20 protein-coding genes and 1 pseudogene are annotated in these 24,252 nt (G+C 42.3%); 11 read left to right on the forward strand and 10 right to left on the reverse strand.

What is annotated here, in order from left to right; genetic code table 11:
- Positions 1-80: 80 nt before the first annotated feature.
- The 5 genes and pseudogenes from ACI2JM_RS04745 to ilvA form a co-directional block, all read right to left on the reverse strand.
- Positions 81-578, reverse strand: a complete 498-nt coding sequence (locus tag ACI2JM_RS04745; protein WP_404642496.1) for a low molecular weight protein-tyrosine-phosphatase — start codon at positions 576-578, stop codon at positions 81-83.
- Positions 579-784: 206 nt separating this feature from the next.
- A complete protein-coding gene (locus ACI2JM_RS04750; protein WP_404642497.1) occupies positions 785-1,225 on the reverse strand; it encodes an RNA-binding S4 domain-containing protein in 441 nt (146 codons plus the stop codon).
- A gap of 125 nt (positions 1,226-1,350) precedes the next feature.
- A complete protein-coding gene (locus tag ACI2JM_RS04755; RefSeq protein ID WP_404642499.1) occupies positions 1,351-2,037 on the reverse strand; it encodes an FMN-binding negative transcriptional regulator in 687 nt (228 codons plus the stop codon).
- 29 nt (positions 2,038-2,066) lie between these two features.
- Positions 2,067-2,228: pseudogene (locus ACI2JM_RS04760) on the reverse strand (excalibur calcium-binding domain-containing protein); the annotation flags it as partial.
- A gap of 347 nt (positions 2,229-2,575) precedes the next feature.
- A complete protein-coding gene (gene ilvA, locus ACI2JM_RS04765) occupies positions 2,576-4,129 on the reverse strand; it encodes a threonine ammonia-lyase, biosynthetic (protein WP_045446449.1) in 1,554 nt (517 codons plus the stop codon).
- A gap of 196 nt (positions 4,130-4,325) precedes the next feature.
- Here ilvA and ACI2JM_RS04770 point away from each other — a divergent pair, with 196 nt between their 5' ends.
- The 5 genes from ACI2JM_RS04770 (at position 4,326) to rpiA (ending at position 8,164) form a co-directional block, all read left to right on the forward strand.
- A complete protein-coding gene (locus ACI2JM_RS04770; RefSeq protein ID WP_404642501.1) occupies positions 4,326-4,661 on the forward strand; it encodes an ArsR/SmtB family transcription factor in 336 nt (111 codons plus the stop codon).
- Between the two features lie 171 nt (positions 4,662-4,832).
- The gene (gene arsC / locus ACI2JM_RS04775) at positions 4,833-5,237 is read left to right on the forward strand and encodes an arsenate reductase (glutaredoxin) (RefSeq protein WP_404642503.1); all 405 of its coding nucleotides are present in this window, start codon (positions 4,833-4,835) and stop codon (positions 5,235-5,237) included.
- Positions 5,227-5,973 carry an arsenical resistance protein ArsH gene (arsH, locus tag ACI2JM_RS04780; RefSeq protein WP_404642505.1) on the forward strand — a complete coding sequence of 249 codons (747 nt, stop codon included), beginning with the start codon at positions 5,227-5,229 and terminating at the stop codon, positions 5,971-5,973. The genes arsC and arsH overlap by 11 nt, the downstream gene beginning before the upstream one ends.
- 81 nt (positions 5,974-6,054) lie before the next feature.
- A complete protein-coding gene (locus ACI2JM_RS04785; protein ID WP_404642507.1) occupies positions 6,055-7,365 on the forward strand; it encodes an arsenic transporter in 1,311 nt (436 codons plus the stop codon).
- A gap of 139 nt (positions 7,366-7,504) precedes the next feature.
- Positions 7,505-8,164: a ribose-5-phosphate isomerase RpiA gene (gene rpiA, locus ACI2JM_RS04790; RefSeq protein ID WP_198329851.1), complete on the forward strand. Its 660-nt coding sequence runs from the start codon at positions 7,505-7,507 to the stop codon at positions 8,162-8,164.
- 132 nt (positions 8,165-8,296) lie between these two features.
- Here the strand turns inward: rpiA and argF are convergent, their stop codons facing one another.
- The 3 genes from argF to dnaB form a co-directional block, all read right to left on the reverse strand.
- Positions 8,297-9,214, reverse strand: a complete 918-nt coding sequence (argF, locus tag ACI2JM_RS04795) for an ornithine carbamoyltransferase (protein WP_404642509.1) — start codon at positions 9,212-9,214, stop codon at positions 8,297-8,299.
- Positions 9,215-9,403: 189 nt separating this feature from the next.
- Entirely contained in the window at positions 9,404-10,510 is a 1,107-nt protein-coding gene (alr, locus tag ACI2JM_RS04800; protein WP_198329852.1) for an alanine racemase, read from the reverse strand.
- Between the two features lie 164 nt (positions 10,511-10,674).
- Positions 10,675-12,078: a replicative DNA helicase gene (gene dnaB / locus ACI2JM_RS04805; protein WP_055124901.1), complete on the reverse strand. Its 1,404-nt coding sequence runs from the start codon at positions 12,076-12,078 to the stop codon at positions 10,675-10,677.
- A gap of 335 nt (positions 12,079-12,413) precedes the next feature.
- Between dnaB and pdxA the strand changes: the two genes are divergently transcribed.
- Both pdxA and ampC read left to right on the forward strand, forming a co-directional pair.
- Positions 12,414-13,505 carry a 4-hydroxythreonine-4-phosphate dehydrogenase PdxA gene (gene pdxA / locus ACI2JM_RS04810; RefSeq protein ID WP_404642512.1) on the forward strand — a complete coding sequence of 364 codons (1,092 nt, stop codon included), beginning with the start codon at positions 12,414-12,416 and terminating at the stop codon, positions 13,503-13,505.
- A gap of 345 nt (positions 13,506-13,850) precedes the next feature.
- Positions 13,851-15,026, forward strand: a complete 1,176-nt coding sequence (gene ampC / locus ACI2JM_RS04815) for a class C beta-lactamase (protein WP_404642514.1) — start codon at positions 13,851-13,853, stop codon at positions 15,024-15,026.
- An 84-nt stretch (positions 15,027-15,110) separates the two neighbouring features.
- Here the strand turns inward: ampC and ACI2JM_RS04820 are convergent, their stop codons facing one another.
- A complete protein-coding gene (locus ACI2JM_RS04820; protein WP_404642516.1) occupies positions 15,111-15,977 on the reverse strand; it encodes a hypothetical protein in 867 nt (288 codons plus the stop codon).
- 476 nt (positions 15,978-16,453) lie between these two features.
- Between ACI2JM_RS04820 and rsmA the strand changes: the two genes are divergently transcribed.
- Together rsmA and ACI2JM_RS04830 are read left to right on the forward strand one after the other, a co-directional pair.
- Positions 16,454-17,317: a 16S rRNA (adenine(1518)-N(6)/adenine(1519)-N(6))-dimethyltransferase RsmA gene (rsmA, locus tag ACI2JM_RS04825; protein WP_404642518.1), complete on the forward strand. Its 864-nt coding sequence runs from the start codon at positions 16,454-16,456 to the stop codon at positions 17,315-17,317.
- A gap of 96 nt (positions 17,318-17,413) precedes the next feature.
- Positions 17,414-18,256 carry a symmetrical bis(5'-nucleosyl)-tetraphosphatase gene (locus tag ACI2JM_RS04830; protein WP_404642520.1) on the forward strand — a complete coding sequence of 281 codons (843 nt, stop codon included), beginning with the start codon at positions 17,414-17,416 and terminating at the stop codon, positions 18,254-18,256.
- 101 nt (positions 18,257-18,357) lie between these two features.
- Here ACI2JM_RS04830 and ACI2JM_RS04835 read toward each other — a convergent pair whose 3' ends face one another.
- A complete protein-coding gene (locus tag ACI2JM_RS04835; RefSeq protein WP_404642522.1) occupies positions 18,358-20,838 on the reverse strand; it encodes a site-specific recombinase in 2,481 nt (826 codons plus the stop codon).
- A gap of 501 nt (positions 20,839-21,339) precedes the next feature.
- Here ACI2JM_RS04835 and ACI2JM_RS04840 point away from each other — a divergent pair.
- Positions 21,340-22,665: a tyrosine-type recombinase/integrase gene (locus ACI2JM_RS04840; RefSeq protein WP_404642524.1), complete on the forward strand. Its 1,326-nt coding sequence runs from the start codon at positions 21,340-21,342 to the stop codon at positions 22,663-22,665.
- A 179-nt stretch (positions 22,666-22,844) separates the two neighbouring features.
- Positions 22,845-24,206, forward strand: a complete 1,362-nt coding sequence (locus ACI2JM_RS04845; RefSeq protein WP_404642526.1) for a coiled-coil domain-containing protein — start codon at positions 22,845-22,847, stop codon at positions 24,204-24,206.
- The last annotated feature ends 46 nt before the right edge of the window (positions 24,207-24,252 follow it).

Genomic DNA, 24,252 nt, shown 5'->3' on the forward strand with positions numbered 1-24,252 from the left:
GTGGCAGATAGATAATGAATTACACAGTGTTTATTATAAAGGATGAAAGACACAAAGGTGGCAGAAAATTAGCTTTATCGTTAGCAAGCTTTCCAGCTTTCAATCCACGCTTGTGCGCTTGACTCAATACGCTCAATTACCTCTTCAAAGACGTCACCATCGCCTTTATAAGGATCTGGCACATCGTCGCCGCCATAAGTAGGATCTTCCTCACTAAATAAAGCCAATTTGGCCAAATTGTCTTCTGTCTCTATCAAGCTGTCTTTGATGGCTTGTAAATCAGCTAAATTCTGTGTATCCATCGCTAGAATTAAATCAAAATTACGAAAGTCATCGGCACTGACTTGGCGGGCGACCAGTTTATTGATTTTATAACCATGCGCTTTTGCATGGCGTTGCGAGCGAGTGTCGGGCGCATGACCAATATGCGAGTCACTCGTTCCTGCTGAATCTACTTTGATTGACAATCCAGCAATCGCTGCTTGCTGACGAAAGACTTCTTCAGCCGTTGGCGATCGGCAAATATTTCCCAAACAAACCAATAATACAGAAGACGGAGTACAGGTTTTCATCAGCATAATATGACCTTGTATAACAAAAAAACATGCTATAAGAGACCGGCATGTTAGTGCGGCTTTTATTAGCATGCAATTAATTAAGTAAATCGGCTGTCAGCGTAACGGTTAATGCCTTGAATGGCAAGAGTAGAAGCTAAACAATACGGTCATCTGTTCACGAATTTTCAATGATATTATTTATGATCTAAGGTCGTACTTTGACCAGCTTACTCTTGTTTGTGCTTAAAGCGTTGAAGGTCACGGCGCTCTTTTTTGTTGGGTTTATTATCAGGCCGTGCAAGATTGGCAAGTTTGCGCTGCTCAGCATGATAAGCGCGGCGCTCTTCGCTTTCTTCAGTCTCTGAATACAAGACTTCAGCGGCGAGCGCATTACCACGTTGCGCCGTTAGTGCTTCAACGACGACGGTCTTTTCAGTCATGGCAGTGGCTGAGCCTTGACGAATCTGTAGTTCATCGCCAATCATAATCTCTTTACTGGTCTTTACGCGGCTACCCGCATAATGTACCCGTCCGCTTTCGATGGCTTCTTTGGCGAGATTACGTGTCCGATAAAATCGTGCTGCCCACAACCACTTATCGAGGCGCATACGCACGACATCAGGTTTGCTATGGCTAGGCTGATTGTGGTTTTTGTTGTGTTTACTCATCAAAACCTCATCGATATCCATAAAGTAAGATAATATTAATGGTGCTTTTTTTGCAAATTGAAAGAGCCCTGCGCTATCAAAATGTTTAAAAATAGATTTTTATGGTAAAGAGAGAAAGTCTCGTCTTAGCCATTATTCTGATTGGCAACTTTCATCGCCATTTCTGCCGCATCATTTGTCTTTAACTGCGCTAAACCATTAATCACACCTGTGATATTTTCTACGGTTTTATTTTGGCTTAATTTAAATTGGGCTTGTATAGAATCGATGGGCAGCTTAAAGCCAATAATCCCTCGGCACATAGCATCGATATAAGTAGCAGGTGCCTCATCTAATGACCAAGGATGGTCGGATAGCACCTCTTGCCGTGCAGTCATGGTTGCTAATATCCATTTCAACGTATCGGCGTCTTCAAGCAACTCAATTTTGGATTGAATATGGACGCTTTGATAGTTCCAAGTGGGCACTTCTTTATGGGTTTTCGCTTTGCTAGGATACCAGTTGGGGCTGATATAATGTCCAGAATCTTGAAAAATAATTAACCACGAAGTATCTGGTAAGGTGTTCTGATAAATAGGGTTTTTACGACCGAAATGACCGTAAAGATAGCCGTGCTGAGCACTAGAGTTAATATCAGAACCAACACCAACACTAGAATCAGACATAAAGTTATCGTTATGCCAGAAGAGCGGTATATGGCAGGCTTCGATGCCATCTTTGGTTTGAGCAACCAAGGTCGCTAAGGGATTGGCTGCGATAAATCCAATGATATTTTCTAGGTTTTCTTCGGCAAAAATAGCAGGAGTATGCATGCTGTTCTCAGTTTATATTTGATATAAAATCAGCGACACCACTGCTGCTCACATGGGATACCATCATTATTACCATCCATTTTGGTATTCGGGCAGTGTTGTACAAAGTAAGTGGCTTCCGCGCATGACGTCATCTGAGAGCAATGCTTTCTGCCATCACAGGTAAAGCTTGATGCTGATGCTGACGACGTGAGTACTGGTTTTACTGCCGAGACTGATGTTGACGTTGCATCTGAGTCGACGTACGTTGGCGGTACATCATCCAGATCAGTTGAGGTAAAAGCAGCGTCAACTGGAGTATCAGTCGCAACGTTAGCAATAGGGTTACTGGTCGTGTTGTCAGGTTGCAGCATCTTATAACCTAAAAGTGCTAAAACCAGTAATAATACAAAGATCAATATCTTTTGAGTCATGGTTTACCACCTCATCATGGTCGCTATGAATTAATGAAAGCTACCAATGCATAATCACTGTTCATTCATCAATGGCGGCTTTTTGGTGATTAACAAACAGCCATTGATGGATTGATAGTCTATTTTTATTTCAAAAATAATTGATAACCGATATTGTCATTGAGCATGGTGCAGTCATAGCCGATATCGAGTAACGCGTCTTGTAATTGACGAGAATTACCTTCAGACGCTTGCAAACCGACCAATACGCGACCTTCGGCGGCACCATGATTGCGATAATGAAACAAAGTGATATTAAAGTCATCACCCAGTTTTTCTAGAAACTTCAGCAATGCCCCTGGACGTTCAGGGAAAACCACACTTAATAATTGCTCGTTTGCAACATGTGCATGACCACCAATCAAATGGCGGATATGCGATTTGGCAATATCATCATCGGTCAGATCATGAGCCGTGTAGCCATCAGCTGCCAATTGGGTGCGAATGGTTTTGCGCTCTTTGTCGCCTTCTTTTAGTGCGATACCGACAAATATTGATGCAGGTTCCATAGAGTCAGGTGATTTTTTACTATCGGCGCGATAATTAAACTCAGTGATATTGCGTCCATGTAAGCTACGACAGAAATTTAAGAAAGCGCCTGTCTGCTCAGGAATCGTCACACCAAAGATGGCTTCTTTTTTCTCACCAATCTCAGTACGCTCAGCGATATAGCGTAGGCGGTCAAAGTTCATATTGGCACCGCAAATAATACCGACGCAGTTTTTACCTTGTAGATTATGGGCTTCGATATATTTTTTCATACCAGCAACGGGTAACGCGCCCGCAGGCTCAACGATACTGCGATTTTCTTCAAAAATGTCTTTAACCGCCGCGCATACTTCATCATTGGTACAAGTCACCACTTCAGGCTCGACTAAAGGACCTGATTTATCACTCTTTTGCATGCGGACAATTTCAAATGGCAATTCGCCGATTTGAGCAACTGCCACGCCGTCGACGAACAGTCCAACTTGCTCAAGCTTAACGCGCTCATTGGCTTCAAGCGCCGCTTTAAGAGAAGCTGATTGCTCTGCTTCTACCGCAATCACTTTGACATGCGGGGCAACTTCACCCAAAAATGCGGCGACACCTGAGATGAGACCACCACCGCCAACCGCGACAAACACATAATCCATATTGCGCCATTGCTGGGTGAGCTCAAGACCAATGGTACCTTGTCCGGCAATCACCAATTCATCATCGTAAGGTGGGATAAAAGTCAGACCTTCTGTTTCAGCGCGATTGATTGCATAACGGTTGGCTTCATCGAAGCTATCACCATACAAATCGACGTTGCCGCCCAGTGCTTTAACGGCATCTACTTTAATGTCAGGTGTAGTGGTCGGCATCACGATGATATTGTTTAGGGCAAGTTTACGGGCAGAATAAGCAACCCCTTGGGCATGATTACCTGCTGAGGCGCAAATGACGCCGCGTACTTTTTGCTCATCACTTAATTGACTAATTCGATTATAGGCACCACGCAATTTAAAGGATTTGACCGGTTGCAAGTCTTCACGTTTAAAACGAATGTCATTAGCAAAACGTTGGGTCAGCTTGGGCGCCGCTTCAAGTGGTGTTTGAATTGCCACGTCATAGACGGTGGCTTGCAAGATGGCTCGTACCCAATGTGACAGCATAATGTTCCCTAATAAAAAGTATGGATGAATAGAAAAATTAAATAGATTAGCCTATGCTGATTTTAACGGTCTTGCAAGACCCTATTGCAGTTTTTGCAGCGATTTTAAGTTTTGATGAAAGATAGGGTTGGTTTTATCTCAATATTATTTTAAATAAAATATTGAATTATTTCCATATGTCTGTATTATTGGACATATGGAAATAACTAATGCTATCGCAAGCTTTGCTGCGCTCTCTCAAGATACTCGTCTAAAGGCTTTTAGGTTGCTTGTCAGCCAAGAGCCCGTTGGTCTGCCAGCAGGTGAAATTGCTCGTCAACTGTCTGTGCCACATAACACGATGTCAGCACATTTATCGGTGCTGGCTCGTGCAGGGTGGGTGGTGTCTCAACGGCACAGTCGGCAGATAATTTATCGCGCCTCACTGTCACATATGGAGGAGGTTATTCAGTTTCTATTGCAAGATTGTTGTGCAGGACATCCAGAATTGTGTGCGTCTCTTATGGACAGTCTGAGCGGATGTGAGCGGTGAGCGTGCTAAACCTGCTGATGCAGACAGTCTTTCAAACCATCAGTAAGCCCATAACTGATTTAACAAACCTCTTTATTACTAGGGCGTGTCCTCATTTTTAGCTCATTTAGTCAATTTTTTTAAAATTGAGGACATACCCTAAGCATATTCATAAATATAGGTAAAATTACTATGACATCACTAATTTTTCACAATCCAAAATGCGGTACGTCTCGCAATACATTGGCCATCATGAAAGCATCAGGCGAAAATCCAGAAGTAATTGAATATCTTAAGACCCCACCAAGCCGTGATTATTTAGTTGAGCTATTGGCAAAAATGCAAATTTCACCAAGAGAGCTGTTACGAAGCAAAGAGCCTGTCAATGATGAGTTAGGATTAGACAATCCTGAACTGTCTGACGATCAAATCATTGATGCGATGATTGCCCATCCCATTTTAATCAATCGCCCTATCGTGGTCACCAATAAAGGCGCAGCATTATGCCGACCGTCTGAGCGCGTATTTGAGTTGTTAGAGAATCCCGTGAGCAGCTTTACTAAAGAAGATGGGGAAGTGATTTATCATGGCAAATAAAACAGCAGATTTAGATGTGATCGATTTGTGTGATTTGCCCAATATTGATGCAGACAGTATACAGCCTATCGATATTGAGTCTTTAATTGGTACACATGACCCGCGCCATGCGCCTAAAATATTGGTGCTATATGGCTCTCTACGCCAGCGCTCATTCTCTAAACTGGCCAGTGAAGAAGCGAGCCGTCTATTGCGTTGGTATGGTTGTGAGGTTCGAACCTTTGATCCGACGGGTTTACCATTGCCTGATGCTGTTGATGCCGATCATCCAAAAGTACAAGAGCTACGAGAGTTGGCGCAGTGGTCAGAAGGTATGCTGTGGGTGAGCCCAGAGCGTCATGGAAGTATGACCAGTATTATGAAAGCACAAATTGACTGGATTCCATTATCATTAGGTGGTGTACGTCCAACCCAAGGCAAAACTTTGGCAGTGATGCAAGTCAGCGGTGGCAGCCAAAGCTTCAATACGGTCAACCAATTGCGCATTCTAGGGCGTTGGATGCGGATGATTACCATACCCAATCAGTCCTCTATTCCTAAAGCTTTTTTAGAATTTAACGACGATAATCGTATGGATAAGTCTCCTTTATATTTGCGTCTCGTGGATGTTTGTGAGGAGTTGGTGAAATTCACTTGGCTGACTCGTGGACGCTCAGCCTATCTGACTGATCGTTACTCTGAACGAGTAGAAAGCGCAGAGGAGCTGTCGCAGCGCGTCAATCAAAAATCACTCTAATGTATCCTCTCATCATTCATTTTCTAATACTTGCTCTTACATAATTGTTCTTATAATAATTAAGCCTAAAAAGGTTACTCAATGATCGCATTGATTATATTTATCGTGACTTTGGTTTTGGTGGTATGGCAGCCCAAAGGGCTGGGTATTGGCTGGAGTGCAATGGGCGGTGCATTGGTCGCCTTGGCTTTTGGCGTGGTAAAGCTCTCCGATATTGGTATTGTGTGGGACATCGTTTGGGATGCAACTTTTACCTTTGTGGCGCTTATCATTATCTCGCTTATCTTAGATAAAGCAGGATTTTTTGGGTGGGCAGCACTGCATGTGGCTAGGCTTGGCAATGGGCAAGGACGTTTGCTATTTCCTATGATTGTGATTTTAGGCGCGTTTATCTCGGCATTGTTTGCCAATGATGGAGCAGCATTGCTACTGACACCGATTGTCATCGCTATCTTACTACGTCTTAAATTCTTACCACCATCCGCTTTGGCATTTATCATTGCGACTGGCTTCATTGCTGATACGGCAAGCCTGCCGTTAGTCACTTCTAATCTGGTCAATATTGTTAGTGCCAATTATTTTGACATTGGATTTGGTCGTTATGCTGCGGTTATGGTACCGGTCAATATTGTTTCTGTATTGGCGACGCTCGCCGTATTATGGGTGGTCTATGCGCGGCACATTCCAAAACACTACTCCATTGCTGATTTGAGTGCACCAAAGTCTGCGATTGAAGATCCGCTGGTCTTTAAAGCGGCCTTTCCACTGCTTGCGTTGCTACTTATTGCCTACTTTACGACTGAGTCATTGGGCATTGCTATCTCCTTGGTGACAGGAGTGGCGGCGTTACTGTTAATGGCAATTGCAGGTCGCTGGTGGCAAGGGGGTCGTGATGCCGTTGTTTCTGTATCCGATGTTTTGAAAAAAGCGCCTTGGCAAATAGTATTATTTTCCATCGGTATGTACTTGGTGGTTTATGGCTTGGGCAATGCAGGATTGACTGCCTATGGTGCTCAAGTATTGAATTGGTTGGGGCAGCAGGGTACGGTCATCGCAACAGTAGGAACTGGATTCCTCTCTGCTATTGTAGCCTCTGTCATGAATAATATGCCGTCTACTTTAGTAGGTGCACTGGCGATTGATAGTGCGCAAGTACCTGCTGCTACTCGTGAGCTTATGATTTATGCCAACGTGATTGGTAATGATTTGGGGCCGAAATTCACACCTATCGGTAGTTTGGCGACTTTATTATGGCTCCATGTATTGGCAGAAAAAGACTATAAAATCAGTTGGGGGCAGTATATGAAAATTGGACTGCTTATTACCCCGCCCGTACTATTGGTCACGCTACTGGCTTTGGTTGTTTGGTTGCCTTATCTGTCTACATTTTAAAATTTGAGTGAATGTCTTGCGATTAGCGTGGCTATTACGCTGACATCCATTAAGCTCATCGGGTATAATGGCGGCGCATTTTACCTTTTTACCCTTTACTTTTTTTAAAGCGATACGTTTATTTTTCCAAGGATTTATGATGAGTGATCAGCAAGCACAAAAGCAAGCCGCAGCCAAAGCGGCTCTAAGTTATATCGAAGATGACATGATACTTGGAGTAGGTACAGGCAGTACGGTCAACTGTTTGATTGAATTATTGCCAACTGTAAAGCTTGCTGGCGCGGTGGCTAGCTCACAGGTCACTGAAGACAAACTTCGTGCCCTTGGTATTGAAATCGTTGATTTGAATTTTGCTGGTACGCTTGATATTTATATCGATGGGGCAGATGAGGTCAATGAGCATTTGCAATTGATAAAAGGCGGCGGCGGCGCGCTCACTCGTGAAAAAATCGTGGCAGCGGCTTCTAACAAATTTATATGTATGGTTGATGAGAGCAAAAGCGTTGAGGTGCTAGGTCGCGAGTTTCCTGTTCCGATTGAGGTACTGCCGCAAGCACGTTCTTATGTTGCACGGCAATTAGCCCGTATGGGCGGTGAGCCAGTTTACCGCGAAGATTTTGTGACTGATTATGGTAATGTTATCTTAGATACTTATGATTTGGATGTGAGTAATCCAATAGAGCTTGAAAAAGAGCTGAATAATATCGTGGGTGTGGTGTGTAATGGTATATTTGCAGCCAATCAAGCTGATGTATTGCTTAAAGCAGGTAGTAATGGTGTGACGACACTTATTCGTTAAAAAATACTTACTCGTTAAAAATCGGTTAAGCAATGGCTTGTTATTAATCAGAAACGAAAAAGGCAGACCACATTTAGTGTGGTCTGCCTTTTTCGTACTTACTCTTCCATAAATAGGTTATGGCTATATTGTTTAAAGTTTGATTTTGTCTTTTAACAAAAATTCCATCAAGGCTTTTTGCGCATGTAAGCGGTTCTCTGCTTCATCCCATACCACTGAGCGTGGGTCGTCAAGCATATCATGAGAGATCTCCTCACCACGATGCGCGGGCAGACAGTGCATAAATATCACTTCAGGATCGGCTTTGTCCAATAGCGATGGCGTTACTTGATAAGCGGCAAAACGGCGCGCACGAGTGTTTTGTTCAGACTCTTGTCCCATGCTTGCCCATACATCGGTGACAATTAAGTTTGAATCTTTCGCGGCTTCTTGTACGTTTTCGACAATACTGACGCAATGCGAGAAGCGTTTCATCAGCTCAGGGTCAGGCTCAAACCCATAAGGCGCAGCAACGCGTAGCTCAAAGCCAAACTGATGGGCTGCTTGCATATACGATGCACACATATTATTGCCATCACCAACCCAAGTAACGATTTTATTTTCGATACTTCCACGGTGCTCATAATAGGTTTGCATATCAGCCAGTAGCTGGCAAGGATGAAATTCGTCAGTTAAAGCATTGATAATGGGCACACTTGAGTATTCAGCAAAGGTCTCAACTTTTTCGTGACCAAAGGTACGAATCATGATGATATCGACCATGCTCGATATGACACGAGCGGAGTCTTCTAGCGGCTCACCACGCCCAAGCTGGGTATCATTTGGCGACAAAAAGATAGCACTACCACCAAACTGACCCATACCCGTCTCAAATGAGATGCGTGTACGGGTTGAGGATTTTTCAAATATCATGCCAAGCGTACGACCAACAAACGGCTGATATATCTCGCCTGCGTGTTGCATCTTGCGCAATTCGCTAGCGCGTTTTATAAGGTTTTCTAGTTCTTGTTTGGTTAAATCAGATAAGGTCAAAAAATGGCGCAAACTCATAGTAATCCTAGCAGTCGATCGCAGTCAGTGAAACGTCATCAGTCTTTAATAGCATCGCGTCAGTGCGTATACTGGGGTGACAACAAACTTTTAGTATAGCGCAATTAGGCTTAATGTAAATGTCCAATTTGCCGTGATTTATAAGTCTGGCAAACAGACATTACATGAACAGTGACGAGGTCAGCATAATTATACTTGTATGCGATTTGGGCGAATGCTTAGGCGGCATAGTAGCTCATAGCTAATCGTACCTGCATGTGCGGCGACTTCATCGACGTGCGGGGCATCGCCCCACAGTATTACTTTGCTGTCTAACGCAATGTCTTTTGGCGCGGTACTGACATCAATGACAATCATATCCATTGCCACGCGTCCAATGACTGCGCATCGGTAGCTTTGATCGTTGGCAGTATCTATAACAGTGACATAGGCTTCATCGCTGATGACACGAGGGTAACCATCACCGTAGCCGACACTCACCAGCGCTGTTCTAGTGTCTTTCTGCGCTGTCCAACGACTGCCATAGCCAATAGCATTGTCTGCCTGAACTGTTTGCAGAGCGATAATTTGTGCGCTGAAATCCATCGCTGGCTGTAAGTCTAACTCATGCGCGCTTTTATCAATGACAGGGGCGCTACCATATAAAATAATGCCGGGACGTACCCAATCATAATGATGCTCTGGAAAATTGACGATACCGGATGAATTGCATAATGAGCCTTTGATATCGTTGCTAACAGTCTCTTGCAAAGTGCTTAATACATCTGAAAAACGTTGAATTTGCATTGAGTTTAATGGATGAGTGTTGTCATCGGCATTAGCAAAATGCGTGGTTAGTATCAGCTGATATCCCGCTTCATGCAGACGCTTAGCCGCTGCCATAACACCTTCAGCGTTGAAGCCTAGACGGTTCATACCAGTATTATATTTAAGCCAAACCACTCTGGTCGCACTATTAGCTGGTGGAATATTGTCGAGTGCCCACTGCAATTGCGGCGCATGGTGAATCACGCAGCTAATATCATGCTCAATGGCTTGCTGCCACTCATTATCGGTAAATGCCCCTTCAATCAAACCAATCGTTTTGTCCCAGCCTAACTGCCGAGCTTCTAACGCCTCAGTCAAGGTCGCAACACCAACACCGTCTGCTTGTTGCAATGCAGGCAATACCGCTGCCACGCCATGACCATAAGCATTGGACTTGACCATGGCCAGGACTTTAGAGTTTGGTGCCATTTTCTTAACTTGGTTTAAGTTGTGAGTAATGGCTTGTGGTTTGATTGTGATAGTACGCATAATTGGCTTCTTTATAAGTAGAATTATGAAATTATAAAGCCAGTACTGCATCAATTGGGCTAATGCAGCACTGGCTATTTTATTAAAAACTATTTGTTCGCTTATGATTAAGCTTTAGTCTTTATCAGGCTCAGCTTTATTAGGCTAAAATTTTATAAGATTGATTACTCGTCGTTCTCGAAACTAACGTTTTGATAGTATTCTGGTGTTAGGTTAATAAAGCGGGTAAATTGCCCTTCAAAGCCCAAACGTATGGTGCCGATAGGGCCGTTACGCTGCTTACCAATAATGATTTCAGCCACGCCTTTGTGGTCTGTATTCTCATTATAAACCTCATCACGATAGATGAACATAATCAAATCGGCATCCTGCTCAATCGCACCCGATTCCCGCAAATCCGACATGATAGGACGCTTGTTAGGGCGGTTTTCTAGACTACGGTTAAGCTGCGACAAAGCGATAACAGGGCATTCAAGCTCACGTGCTAAGGCTTTTAAACTACGAGAAATCTCAGAGATTTCCCCAACACGGTTGCCATCTAGGTTTGGTACTTTCATCAACTGCAGATAATCGACGACGATAGCGCCAAGCTTGCCATCATGATTTTTAGCGATACGGCGGCAGCGTGAACGCATCTCAGATGGTGGCAAAGCAGTACTATCATCAATATAGAGATGTTTAGATTGTAAGTGCTGAATGGCGTTCATCATTTTTGCCCATTCATCTTCATTCATTTGCCCAGAACGCAGATGCGTCTGATTAATCGCGCCCCATGAGGACAGCAAACGCATGACGATAGACTCAGCAGGCATCTCCATCGAAAACACCACAACAGGCAGATCTTCGTTAAATAAAATCCCTTCTGCCAAGTTCATGGCAAAGGTGGTTTTACCCATAGAAGGACGGGCAGCCACGATGATTAAGTCACCTGCCTGCAATCCTTGGGTTTTATTATTCAACTCAGCAAACGGCGTCTGTAAACCAATCATGCCATCGGGATTGGATTTTAGCTCTTGAATCTTATCAATAACGTTGGTCAAAACAGCCGTAATGCCCACAGGTCCACGCTGTTCAGCGCGTTTGTTGTGCTGCTCATTGATGCTAAATATCTTACCCTCAACACTGTCTAAAATATCACTGACGGTCTGGTCTTTAGGATTATAGGCGAGCGTAAGCATCTCATTACCAGTCGTAATCAATTGGCGTAGAGTAGATAGTTCACGGACGCGCTGAGCATAGGCGGTCAGGTTAAACAAGGTCGCAGGGCTTTGGCTCAAAATATCTGCCAAGTAGCTATCGCCGCCTGCACTTTTAAGGAGTTTTTGTGCTTCTAGCCAGTCGTGTACCATGACCGTATCATAGGGTTCATTGACTGCCGCTAAATGAGCAATAGCATCAAAAATATACTGATGTCGCCCTGCATAAAAATCATCTTTGGTAACGATATCAGCAATCTTGTCGTACGCCTCTTCGATACTCATTAAGGACGCGAGCAATGCCTTTTCAATATCGATATTGTGCGGCGGTGTCTGATTGAGTAAGTCGTCGGTTTTTTCGTTGTCTGCCATGATTGCCTAATGTGTCAAAAGTCGATATAAAAGAGGGTATAAATGGGTATGTGATATCAGGGTTTCATTGGGTGCTGATACAGCAAATAAAACGCCACGTGCCACTATAATTGAAGTACCAAAACCTGATCTCGGTGTTGACTGGTAAATGCTATAATGAAAAGCGAAAGTTTAACACATAATAGGCTTTTTTCGGCACCGATAGACAACTATCTATTCTAGATGACGGTTGTAATAAGTAAAAAATCATCTATACAATATAAGTGTCAGTACTTATTTTTACCATAAAAAATACAATAAAATTCACGACTCAATATAAATATAAAGGCGTAGTTATGATGCAAGATATACAAAAAAAATTGCCATTATTAATCACAACTGGTGAGCCTGCTGGTATTGGGATGGATATCGTGCTGCTATTAGCGGCTGAGGGTAAATTGCAAGATTTTGAACGCCCAATTTGGGTCACCGCCGATAGCACCGCTATGACAAAGCGTGCAGATGAGTTGGTTACAGCTGATGTATTGAAAAATCCTCCCATCTGGCAAACTATTGATATCGATGCCGATGACTTTAGTTTTAACGTTGTAGAGCAGATGTCGCAGCCAGATACTGACGTGGATAGTTCTTTTATTCTGCTTAATATATCTTGTGCTGAGCCAGTTGTCTGCGGACAAATTAACACGCACAATTCGGCAATGGTTGCTAAGCAGTTAGACGTTGCCCATCAGTTGGCAACCAATAAAACAGTGGCCGCTATCATCACTGGACCATTGCAAAAGTCTGCACTGATAGAAGCCGATATTAAACTATTAGATGGCACGATGTTTAGTGGTCATACAGAGTTTTTTATGCAGCAAAGTGGCTGTGATAAAGTCGTGATGATGCTCGCCAATCAAGCCATGAAAGTCGCGCTTGTCACCACTCATTTAGCGTTGAAAGATATCCCTGCTGCAATCACGTCTGACAATGTACGCCAAACCGTACAAATTGTCATCGATGAGATGAAAGCAAAATTTGGCTTAACGCAACCACGTATCTTAGTTTGTGGGCTTAATCCACATGCAGGCGAGGGTGGTCATTTAGGTGTTGAGGAGATTGAGATTATCAATCCAGTGCTACAAGAATTTATCGAGGCAGGCGTCGATATATCAGAGGCGATGCCAGCGGATACCTTATTTACACCCAGACATCTAGCCAACTGTGATGCGGTGATTGCTATGTATCATGATCAGGGGTTGCCGGTGCTTAAATCACATGGTTTTGGTGATACCGTCAATCTTACTTTAGGACTGCCGTATATCCGTACCTCGGTTGATCATGGGACTGCGCTTGATTTAGCGGGGCGCGGCAATGCTAGTGCCACTAGCTTGTATCAAGCATTAAAAATGGCAAACGAGATGGCAGATAAATCGCTTATTAAATAGACCTCTTGCATAAGCCGGCACCTTAGCGACATTTATCACGCAGTATTGGGTAACTTTAGTGTGAGTAATGGCTATTTATGAATTATCAAACAGGGTTTAATATAATTGGTGCCACCATAGCAGTCTGTTATAAGTGGTCTATTAATAGATTTAGAGGGCTGAAATAGCTGGTTCTGCTAGGGTACATCCTAAAAGATCCATTCTATGATACTAAATCGCTAAGATTGTCGGGGATTCAGCATTCTGAGATAATGTAAGATGGCATATCTGAACTGAAAGCAAAGCGCTATTTGCATGCTCACTAAATTATCAGTACATCTATCAGAATAAATGAGAAGCCCTAGAATGAAACAATCTTTTCAGACCCTGTTAAATCAAGTGGGACTTACCGCTTTAGTGACAGCATCATTACTATCTGGAACAGTACAAGCAGCAGATAACAATGACCATCTAAAGAGCACCGTTGATCAACAAGCCAAATTACTAATGAATGAGCATGATATTTCAGGGATGTCTTTTGGCGTCATCATCGATGGCAAATCACATTTTTATCATTATGGTTTGGCTGATAAGAAAGCCAAAATACCTGTCTCAGAAAACACTATTTTTGAGCTAGGCTCAATCAGTAAGACGTTTGCTGCTACCTTAGCCAGTTATTCAGAATTAAATGGCACACTTACATTAGAAGATACTGCTGATAAATATATTCCCTACCTAAAAAACAGCACCATTGGCAACACCAAGCTTATAAACTTAGTTACCTATTCAGCTGGTGGTCTGCCGTTACAAGTACCTGATGAAGTCAAAAACAATAAAGAGTTGCTTAGTTATTATAAATCTTGGCAGCCAGTCTTTTCTGTCAACTCAAAGCGTTTATATTCCAATGCCAGCATAGGATTGTTTGGTTATATATCGGCATTGAGCATGGATGCTGATTACACACAATTGATGGAAGAAAAAATACTGCCGTCACTCAATATGCCCAACACCTTTATCAATGTGCCTAATGACAAAATGGCGGATTATGCGTTTGGTTATAATGCTGTTGGCGGTGCTATCCGAGTCAATCCTGGCATGTTAGACGCTGAAGCCTATGGCATTAAATCCACCATTAAAGATATGACGCAGTTTATGGCGGCGAATATGGGGCTGGTGCCGCTGGATAAAGATATTCAGCAAGCGTTAGACAATAATAGAAAGGGTTACTATCAGGCGAGTACTTTTACCCAAGGGTTAGGATGGGAGATGTACTCTTATCCTACTCAGCTAAATACCTTACTCGAAGGTAACTCAATGGATGTGGTGCTAAAGCCTCAAGCCATTAAAATAGACAATCATCCAACGTCTATTTTAAACAACGTCTGGGTCAATAAAACAGGCGCTACTAATGGGTTTGGTGGCTATATCGCTTATATTCCTGCCGAAAAATCAGGCATTGTCATTCTGGCAAATAAAAACTATCCCAATGCAGATAGGGTCAAAGCAGCGTATACGATTTTAGAGAGTGTGATAACTCATTGATTAAGCATGAGTCACAAAGCAACCTTATAAAAACGACCTTCCACTAATAACCCAGCTAGATGCTGGGTTTTTTACGTTCAACTTTTAAGAGCAACCTTCCACCAAATAAATCGCTTCTGGTATACCAATATCTATGCTTTCTACCTCACCTTTTAATAGGTTTTTATGCTCTGCTGTCCACTCAGTCGCCTTAATCATAGAATCACTCAGCTTTTGACCACCCTTGACATGATATTCAATTTGTAGGGGTAACTTATCCTGTTTATTATTAAGCTCGATATTGTCATCTTTTAAGAATTCTCCAAGTGGGCTTTCTTTTATTACCTTGAAATTGACATTAGCAATCAGGTTATAGTAGTCACCATCAACCGCATATTTATCGATCTCGTAGCTAAGCTCGTCATTATGTGCTTTCATAACGTCTGTAGCGGAATTGCCAACGTTGATGTCTTTATAAAACGGGATACTTGGATCCTGAATATTAATCAGGGCAACCTTGTTGTCTATGATTTGATACAGCACAGAAGCACGTTTACCGTACTTTTTATCGATATAGCTCAGCTCTGGATTACTGACGTAATAGCATTTTTCGTTATCGCTCTTGGCTTTGGTCATTCCTAGGCTGCTTAGTAGTTCAGGAGTAATAACCTGACCAAAGCTTAGTTTCTGATACCCTGACGGGCTGACGATTTGTTCATCAGCTATATCTGTCGCTTTGTTAGTTTGGGCTTCATCTATAGCACTTGTATCTGTAGGTGCTGGATTGACAGGCATCTCATCATTCTCGATCATATCTTTGTCTATATTATTCGTTTGTGTAGTGTCATCGTTATTTGTAGATGAGGGCTGTAAGTCACAGCCTGTCATCAGTTGTACAGCAGCGATTAATAAAGTAGAAGCCATTGCCGTTCTAATTATCGGCAATGATGATTTTGAATGAAAAGTTAACATGGCTCAATTCCTGAATTCAGATCATTGATATTAATATATACCTCAATGAACCTTGTATAAACTGTTTTTCTTATGCTCAATTTCATTTAAGATAACGTCTAATCGGTGCGTCTATAGCGCACTAAAGACGAATAGAATATGTATGGTAAGCACACCATAAAGTACACCGTGAGTATTTCAGTGAGTTAAAACATTGATATCACTAGCCTACAGCAAAAGCTTCAAGTCCTCACTAGGGAACCATGCTTACTCTCATAATAGTCTTATAATAAACGATTTTAGAACAAAATAAGGCACTGTGTCGATTGCGCTAAGGTATGAGCGGTTTATCAATAAAATGTCTCAAAAATACAGCAAATTTACGAGCTGTGGTATAATTCGTATTACAAAACGAGCCAATAAAAGCGCATATAAAACCAGCACATTGCTGCCATAGCGCTATAGCCCATTTATCTTTTACCCATTAAGACTTTTTTATGTCCAAAATTTCGTTTGATGCTCAGTCTATTACCAACAGCCTACGCGCTGCCAAACACCAACCGCGTAAGCGCTTTGGTCAAAATTTCTTGCATGATGGCAGCGTCATTCGCGAAATCGTTGAAAGTATTCGTCTCGAGCGCGATGACAATCTAATTGAGATTGGGCCGGGAATGGGTGCGTTGACTGAACCACTATTGGCAGAAGTTGATGCTATGACAGTCGTAGAGCTGGATCGTGATTTGGCAGACAGCTTGCGTATTCGTATTGGTGCCAACAGTCATCCGAATTTTGAGATTATCAAAGACAACGCGATGCATGTGGATTATCGCGAGCTGTATAGTCCTGAGCGCGGCAAGCTACGTGTGGTCGGTAACCTGCCATATAACATCTCTACCCCGATACTTTTTCATCTACTCAGCTATGCCGATGTGATTCAAGACATGCATTTTATGTTGCAAAAAGAAGTGGTCGAGCGTATCACTGCTGATGTTGGTAGCAAAACTTATGGTCGCTTATCAGTTATTATGCAATATCACTGTGGTACAGATTATCTATTGACCGTACCACGTGGCGCTTTTAATCCGCCACCAAAAGTAACCAGTGCTGTATTTCGTTTGACTCCGCATATTACTAAACCAGTCGTGGCAGAAGACGAAGAGTATTTCGCGCTTGTGGTACGTGAAACCTTTAACCATCGTCGTAAGACGCTACGTGCCATCTTTAAAAAATCAACGTTGCTACCGACATTGAGCGAAGAAGATTTTGCAGCGTGTAGCATCGATCCACAAGCACGTCCTGAAGTCTTAAGTGTGAAGGATTTTGTGAATTTGAGTAATCAAGCGCGTAAAGTAGAGGTTTGAATCGAGTTACTGCTGATTCGTCGTCAAAGACATTTATATGGAAATGACGATATAAAATTTTCACATAAAACTATCACGTAAAAACACTGAGGATTTATGAGCTTTCGCCATCAGTATGTCATCGGTGACCTGCAAGGTTGCTATGCGGCGTACCTTCATTTACTTGAAATATTGGATTTTGATCCTGCACAAGATAAGCTATGGTTTGCAGGGGACTTGGTGGCACGTGGTGAAGACTCGTTAAATACCTTGCGTCATGTCAAAGCACTTTGCGAGCAAGGGGCTGCCGCGACAGTACTCGGCAATCATGATATCAATTTGATCGCTGTCTGGCGCGGTGCGGCAAAGGTGAAAAAAAAGGATCAGACAGCGCCTATTTTTGCTGCCGATGATTGTGATGAACTGCTTGAATGGTTACGTCATCAGCCAGTATTGGCTTTTCCTGATGAGCAGACGGTATTAGTTCATGCTGGCATTCCACCGCATTGGACGATTGAGGCGGCAGCAAATTACGCGCAGCATTTAGAGTCACAATTGCAAAGTAGTTTAAAACAGCTGGATCGTCTATTGCCGAATTTATATAGCAAGACTGCTGATGACTGGCATTCAGATATTAATGGCTTTACCAAAATGCGTGCAATTGCCAATTATTTCACTCGTATGCGGCTGTGCAAACCAGATGGCACGTTAGAATTTAGCTTTGCAGCAGGGTTAGAAGCGTCTATGCCAGAGGGGTTTTTGCCTTGGTTTGAATGGCAAGTACCGCGGACTCGCAAGGTATTATTTGGGCATTGGGCAGCGCTGAAAGGTGAGGTAGACTTACCGTATGCGCGTGCACTTGACGGCGGCTGCGTTTGGGGTAATGATCTATTGGCTTATCGCTTGAGTGATGAAAAAATCATCAGGTCAAGTGCGCACTGCTTACAGACAGGAATATAATATTAGGGTATGGACTCATTTCTATCTCCGTTTTAAAATGAGGTCACGCCCCAACTATTTTACTTATCCAAACGATTTATTAAACCACCAAAACCTTCCCATTAGCTGGGTAGGTTTGGTGGTTTTTTGGGTTTAGGTAGTGAGGTTTTAGCATCGCCCGTGGCCTTGTTTTCAGGGTTGCTGTTATCGCTTTCAGGATGGGCAGTCGTTTCATTACCCTCAGTAAAGGCATTATGCGCTTTATCATATTGAATATCACTACTATAAGGAACGCTATTGAGCTCCTCATCTATCAGCCCATCATCGAGTTCAATGGTTTTTTTGGTACTGATATGATTGGTGGTGCTGTGTGTTTCTCGGCTTTTTAGCGCAGCGTCAGTGTCAGCATTTGAGATGTTATTATCGTAATCTATGTCTGTGATAGCCTGTTCATTTTGCATGCTTTTTTGCTTGGATTTAGGTAGGATTTTTACGTCAGACAAACGGCGCACTACATAATTATTGGGAATAGTTTGTCCCCCTTTATGAGCGCTGGTATCGTCAAAAATCATATGTCCTTGGCTGTCGATACGAGCATATTTCATTGGCTTATCACGTGGCCAGAAAAAGTCTGAAGGATGGGTAAGCATATGGCTGAAAAGCTGCTTGGTTAAACGACTCCACTCCATGAATTTGACTTCTTTAGAGCGCAGTGCCACAAATAAGGCGAGCGAAAAGCTGACCATGAGGTTCACCATGCCGATAAGGGCAACGCCTAAAATAGAAATAAACACAATCTGCCAATCCCACTGGTTGGCAGATATATTAAACAGTCCATGCGCCAAATTCGCCGAGGCAAACGCAATGTGGCGAATATCAATCGGTAAGCCAAATAAATAGCCAATTGTTGCAGTGCTACCTAAGAACACCCCGAACAAGAAATTGCCCATAATGGCGCCGAGGTTGGCTTCTATAAAACCGCCTAAACGCTGTAACCAAGTTTTTGGTAGTAGGTATTGAAGTAGTTTGTGGCGCTGAATACGGGCACCGATTTGGTTGTAGACCGCCAAGTTATCGTAGTAACCAGCAATAAGACCCGATAAAAATAAATAGACGCCAGCAATGGCCGCGTGGGGTAATGCCAGTGAGTGAAAGGGGTCAAGATCATGCAGTAAGTGTGCAGCCTTGTCGGTATTGATCATCGGCGCACCAGTATATTGTAGCCATGCAAAAGAGATAATCAGAGCGACTGGTATCGCTAGCATAATATTACCCATAATCGCCACAAACTGGGTACGTAAAATATCGACCACCAATTCTGATAGCTTATTTAACTGGTGTGACTTTTTGCCAGAACCGTCCGATATAGTAGAGGCAATTGCCGCCGCCGTCATAGCAGGCTGTTTGGTAGCAACCGTACCATGAACGATATGGATAAAAACAAAACCCAATCCATAAATCATACTATTTACAAAGGCGCGTCCCATCGGTGCGAGGGCTAGGTTATAGGCTAATATCTTAAGCGTTGCCATAAAGGCAATAATAAAACCACCGATAGAGGCTTTCTTGAACATTTTTTGGTAGCCCGATTTATCGGTACTAATATAATGTTCACCCACGCGGCTGGCGTTTTCAGTGACTTTGCGTGACAGCAGCTTGGTATTATTATCAATTAAGTATCCAATACTATAACGGCGGCTCGCAGTGGTAATCAGTGCTTGAATCAACTCAATGAGCGCCTGATCACGCTTATCATAATTATCTGCTACCAGTTCAGTTAAGATGCGCATACGCTGCAAGCTTTGATCTAAACGCAGCATCATGTTGGTCAGGCGAATAGAGATTCCCGTTTTATAGATGCGCTTGCGTATGGTGGCAACGATATCTTCGCATTGTTCAATCATGACCAATAACGGCGCAGGATCTACTGCTTTTTCGGGCGTAATATCCGTTAAAGTATCAAGCTCATGCGCTTCTCTGTACTGATTGACGTATAAGACCGCCTCTTGATTTTGTGCCACAAATGACGCTGAATAATTCAGCATTTGCGGATAAAATTCCATCAAATCTGGATGCAAGCCAATACCGCTGATACGGTATGACAAAATGATAATCGCGTTCAAAATGCTGTTTTTTGCTGTCGCAACTAAGTTTAAATGCTGCTCCTCGACTTTGAGTAGCTCAACCAGTTCATCCCATTTGTCTTTTTTAATATTGGCAAGCCAGCGCTCGTCAGAGCGTTTATCAAATAAATAACCGACCAATTCTACGACAGAATCTTCTTGTGGCAGTAGCGGTAAAAAACGGTGTCCGATAAGGCGACGTAGACTATTAAAAAAGCCCTGATCCGACATGATGCCGGTATCGGTATATAAAGCAATTTGGCGATATTCAATAATCAGTTTTAAGACGAAACTTGACAGTCCATCTGCATATTCTGGATGTTGACGTAAAATATCAATCAGCTCTTGAATGTTTTGATTGGCTAACGTGGGCTCTTTATCACTCACTCGTAGCTCATCGATTAAGCGCTTGAGTACCGCAGGATCTGGCACATCACTTAAGGCTGTAATCTGTTGTAAAATGTGTTTTATTTCTGACACATTGCATCCCTTGTGGTGGTTATTTCAGTCATTGTTATTATTGAGTATGAGCAAAGATATAAGTGTTTTGAATGGCTATATTGGCTATCAATGTCGCGATATCTAGCACTATTGATGATTAGGTTTCTAATTTACAGCTCACTAATTTGGAAGTTATTGGTTCAGAGCTTATTGGTTTAGGCGTTAAAGATATTTGTACCAATCTTAATGTTGTGACTTTGCGTTATTTTAATCGTAACAATGCCTGAGCGGTTAATTATTTTGTTAGCAGTTATTTTGTGGCGCTCATTATATCGATTGTGGAAACCATCGCTGTGATGATATTTTTGGCAAAAAAAGGGACAGTAGCGTGAGTGTGTTTTTTGATAATGCCTGATATAACCTGATAACTATAAAGCCTTTATTCTGCATGGCTTTGGTGCTAATATGTCATTTGTGATAACGTTAGAACTAATGTGAAAACGGCTACCAAATGGCTACCAAAACACAGGTAATAAAACGATGGCTAAAATAGACTTAACAACCGACACGCAAATCAAGAAAGCAATCAAAGACACTATCAAGATAGCTAAAACGATTAGCTACCCTATAGCTGGCTACAAAGGCTTAGAGATACGTATTAGACCACAAAAAGATAGCCAAGACGTTACAGCCGACTTTAGACACCGTTATACACACCCTGTCACTGGCAAACGTCCCTATATGACGTTAGGACAATATCCAGCGTTAAGCCTTGCCGAAGCCCGTCAATACCACAGCGACAATATGCAACTGTTAGCTAAAGATATAGACCCAATAGAGCATAGGGACAGCTTAAAGCAAAAAGACATAACAGACCGTCAAAATACTTTAAATTACTTTATTAATGAATGGCTGGAAATACAAAACAGCAAGAGCTTATCGCAATCGACTATCAAGAGCAATAAAATAATTATTAAGGTTATTCAGCAAAAGTTAGGACATATGAAAGTTACGGACATTAGCCCTAGCATTGTTATTAAGTTTATTAAGGACATACAGAAAAAACACCCGTACAAAGGCTTAACGGTAAAAACCATATTAAAGAGCATTCTACAAATTGCTAAAGCTCATATGGTCATTGAGTACAATCCAGCCAGCGACTTAGGCGGAACGCTCATTAAGCATAAAGTAAAGCACCGCCCATCATTAACACAGCCTAAAGAGTTTGCCGAACTGCTAAAAGATATTGACCAGCTAGACGATACAAGCCAACTTTATAACAAAAGTATATTACAGCTACTAGCACTTACGTTTGTTCGCATTGGTGACGTTTGCGCTATGAGATGGGCAGATATTGACCTAAACGCCAGACAATGGATATTAGAGCCACAGAAAGGGCAGGGACGGGGCGATATGGTGGACAGTGTAGTGATACCACTAGCACCGCAAGCCATAGCCATATTAGAGAAAATAAAGCCATTAACGGGCGATTATGATTATGTATTCTATAACTCTAGACGTAAAAAAGCCCAGTATCATCATGTCCAAGAAATTAACAAGCTACTGAACAGTCCAGTTATGAATAACGGCAAAGGCTACAAAGACATTCACAGCCCCCACGGTTTTAGAGCAAGTGCAAAAACTATGCTGATGGAACGACTGGGCTATGATGAGCTGATAACCGAAATACAGTTAGGTCATGCAATGCTTAACAAGTACGGCAAAGCATATAGCCGTTTTGATTTTTCGGATAATAGAACTCACATGATGAACGACTGGGCGAACTACCTAGACAATATCAAGGCTGGCAAGTTTGATAATGTTATTCATGCTGATTTTAAGAATAAAAAAGAACAACAAGCCTAAAACAGCACTGCCATAACTGACAAAACCCCCATATTAGACAGTTTTTAACCAGTTTTGACGGCTCAAGGGCTGTCATACCACTTGTGAGGCTAGGTAGTCATGAACCGAACGACAGCGATTTACACCCTTATGCTGTCAGCGCCTCACTCCTACTTTTTTTAAGGGTGTAGGGTGTAAACATGAGTGATTTAATTAAAGAGTTAGAGGCTAGAAAGGACGATTATTTTCTAGTGGCAGACGTTATAAATGCAATGGCAAATGCGACCAATAGCGCACCTGATGAGGTGGTCAAATATCTAATGGGTTTTGATATTGACGAACACCTAACAATTTTTTATATGGACGAATATTATTCTTTTGAGCCTTACTGCAGTTGGCTAGAACAGGTAGGCAATGACGCAAATATAACTTACTTTAAAAAAGCTGATGTAATGGCGTTTGAACCAATCACCAAGCACGGTATCTTTAAAGATGACAGTCTTTACTACATCAACCCCTTGCAAAAAAACCTTGATGATGACTACCTAACAATGGATGAGGTAGTAACTACCTTAAATAGTAAAGTCGATATGTCTTGTGATTATGACAAGATAAGGGACTTGGCAAGAAAGAGAAAGATAACGCCATGCTTTTATTTTAGTGGCTATGTTTGCCCGTTATTAAAAGACGCACAGGGCGAACTATTTATTAGTAGCAGCACCAGCTCAAACTCACAGTTTAAAATGATGACAGGCTATTTCACTTATAGGTTACTGGTTGAGAAAATTAGCAGCTATGGCGAATATATAACTTTGCCTGATTGCGAAGTTGGCAACGAGATATTAATTTATAGGTTGCTTGAGAGGCAGGATGATACAAATATAAGTTATAGCAATGGCTTGGCTTTGTTTGAGAGCAAACCCCATCCTTTTGTTAGTGATAACAATAGAGATAAATTTAGCTGCATTGGCTTTGATGAAATCAGGTTTTCAAAGCGAGAACTGGACGGCTATATAGCCTCAACTCAAACTACTAGCGACAATCATTTTATTGAGCATGTAAAATTAGTTGAAGGCGACAAGGCTAAACAATTAGAAAGCTTAAAAACTGAAAATGACAAACTTAACGCTAGATTGAACAAAGCCAGTGAAATTTACAGGCAGAACCAAAGCGAGATAAAAGAACTCAAGGCACAGCTTGAGAAAGCAGCCGCTGATATTACAGAACTCAAAGAGCAGCTAAGCAATAAGATAGACGCGCCTGATAGTATTGATGAATTAAAGGGAATTGCTAAGCTAAATATTGAAAAACCTATTTTCATAAGTAGCGCCAAAGCAATAGCTCGTTATCTTTGGTCATTGGATAAAAGCGAGGCTATTAGAACGGGCGACATGGTGCAGCAAGTCAAAGCAATTATGATTAAGGTTAATTATGACTTACTACCTAGTGAGGACGAAACTATAAGAACGTGGCTAGCAGAAGTTGCGCCGCCTCATGCTAAAAAATCAGGTAGAACCCCAAAGAATGCACCCAGCGAAATCACCCTAACCATGAAAAAATAATACCCTTAAACACTGCCAGACCCCGTTAACCCCCGTAACCACTAGG

Source organism: Psychrobacter sp. NPDC064578 (genome assembly GCF_044901245.1).
GTDB classification, from domain to species: domain Bacteria; phylum Pseudomonadota; class Gammaproteobacteria; order Pseudomonadales; family Moraxellaceae; genus Psychrobacter; species Psychrobacter cibarius_C.

Coding starts and splice junctions, on each gene's coding strand:
- ACI2JM_RS04745 (WP_404642496.1), bottom strand. CDS start 578: ATGCTGATGAAAACCTGTACTCCGTCTTCTGTATTATTGGTTTGTTTG.
- ACI2JM_RS04750 (WP_404642497.1), bottom strand. CDS start 1,225: ATGAGTAAACACAACAAAAACCACAATCAGCCTAGCCATAGCAAACCT.
- ACI2JM_RS04755 (WP_404642499.1), bottom strand. CDS start 2,037: ATGCATACTCCTGCTATTTTTGCCGAAGAAAACCTAGAAAATATCATT.
- ilvA (WP_045446449.1), bottom strand. CDS start 4,129: ATGCTGTCACATTGGGTACGAGCCATCTTGCAAGCCACCGTCTATGAC.
- ACI2JM_RS04770 (WP_404642501.1), top strand. CDS start 4,326: ATGGAAATAACTAATGCTATCGCAAGCTTTGCTGCGCTCTCTCAAGAT.
- arsC (WP_404642503.1), top strand. CDS start 4,833: ATGACATCACTAATTTTTCACAATCCAAAATGCGGTACGTCTCGCAAT.
- arsH (WP_404642505.1), top strand. CDS start 5,227: ATGGCAAATAAAACAGCAGATTTAGATGTGATCGATTTGTGTGATTTG.
- ACI2JM_RS04785 (WP_404642507.1), top strand. CDS start 6,055: ATGATCGCATTGATTATATTTATCGTGACTTTGGTTTTGGTGGTATGG.
- rpiA (WP_198329851.1), top strand. CDS start 7,505: ATGAGTGATCAGCAAGCACAAAAGCAAGCCGCAGCCAAAGCGGCTCTA.
- argF (WP_404642509.1), bottom strand. CDS start 9,214: ATGAGTTTGCGCCATTTTTTGACCTTATCTGATTTAACCAAACAAGAA.
- alr (WP_198329852.1), bottom strand. CDS start 10,510: ATGCGTACTATCACAATCAAACCACAAGCCATTACTCACAACTTAAAC.
- dnaB (WP_055124901.1), bottom strand. CDS start 12,078: ATGGCAGACAACGAAAAAACCGACGACTTACTCAATCAGACACCGCCG.
- pdxA (WP_404642512.1), top strand. CDS start 12,414: ATGATGCAAGATATACAAAAAAAATTGCCATTATTAATCACAACTGGT.
- ampC (WP_404642514.1), top strand. CDS start 13,851: ATGAAACAATCTTTTCAGACCCTGTTAAATCAAGTGGGACTTACCGCT.
- ACI2JM_RS04820 (WP_404642516.1), bottom strand. CDS start 15,977: ATGTTAACTTTTCATTCAAAATCATCATTGCCGATAATTAGAACGGCA.
- rsmA (WP_404642518.1), top strand. CDS start 16,454: ATGTCCAAAATTTCGTTTGATGCTCAGTCTATTACCAACAGCCTACGC.
- ACI2JM_RS04830 (WP_404642520.1), top strand. CDS start 17,414: ATGAGCTTTCGCCATCAGTATGTCATCGGTGACCTGCAAGGTTGCTAT.
- ACI2JM_RS04840 (WP_404642524.1), top strand. CDS start 21,340: ATGGCTAAAATAGACTTAACAACCGACACGCAAATCAAGAAAGCAATC.
- ACI2JM_RS04845 (WP_404642526.1), top strand. CDS start 22,845: ATGAGTGATTTAATTAAAGAGTTAGAGGCTAGAAAGGACGATTATTTT.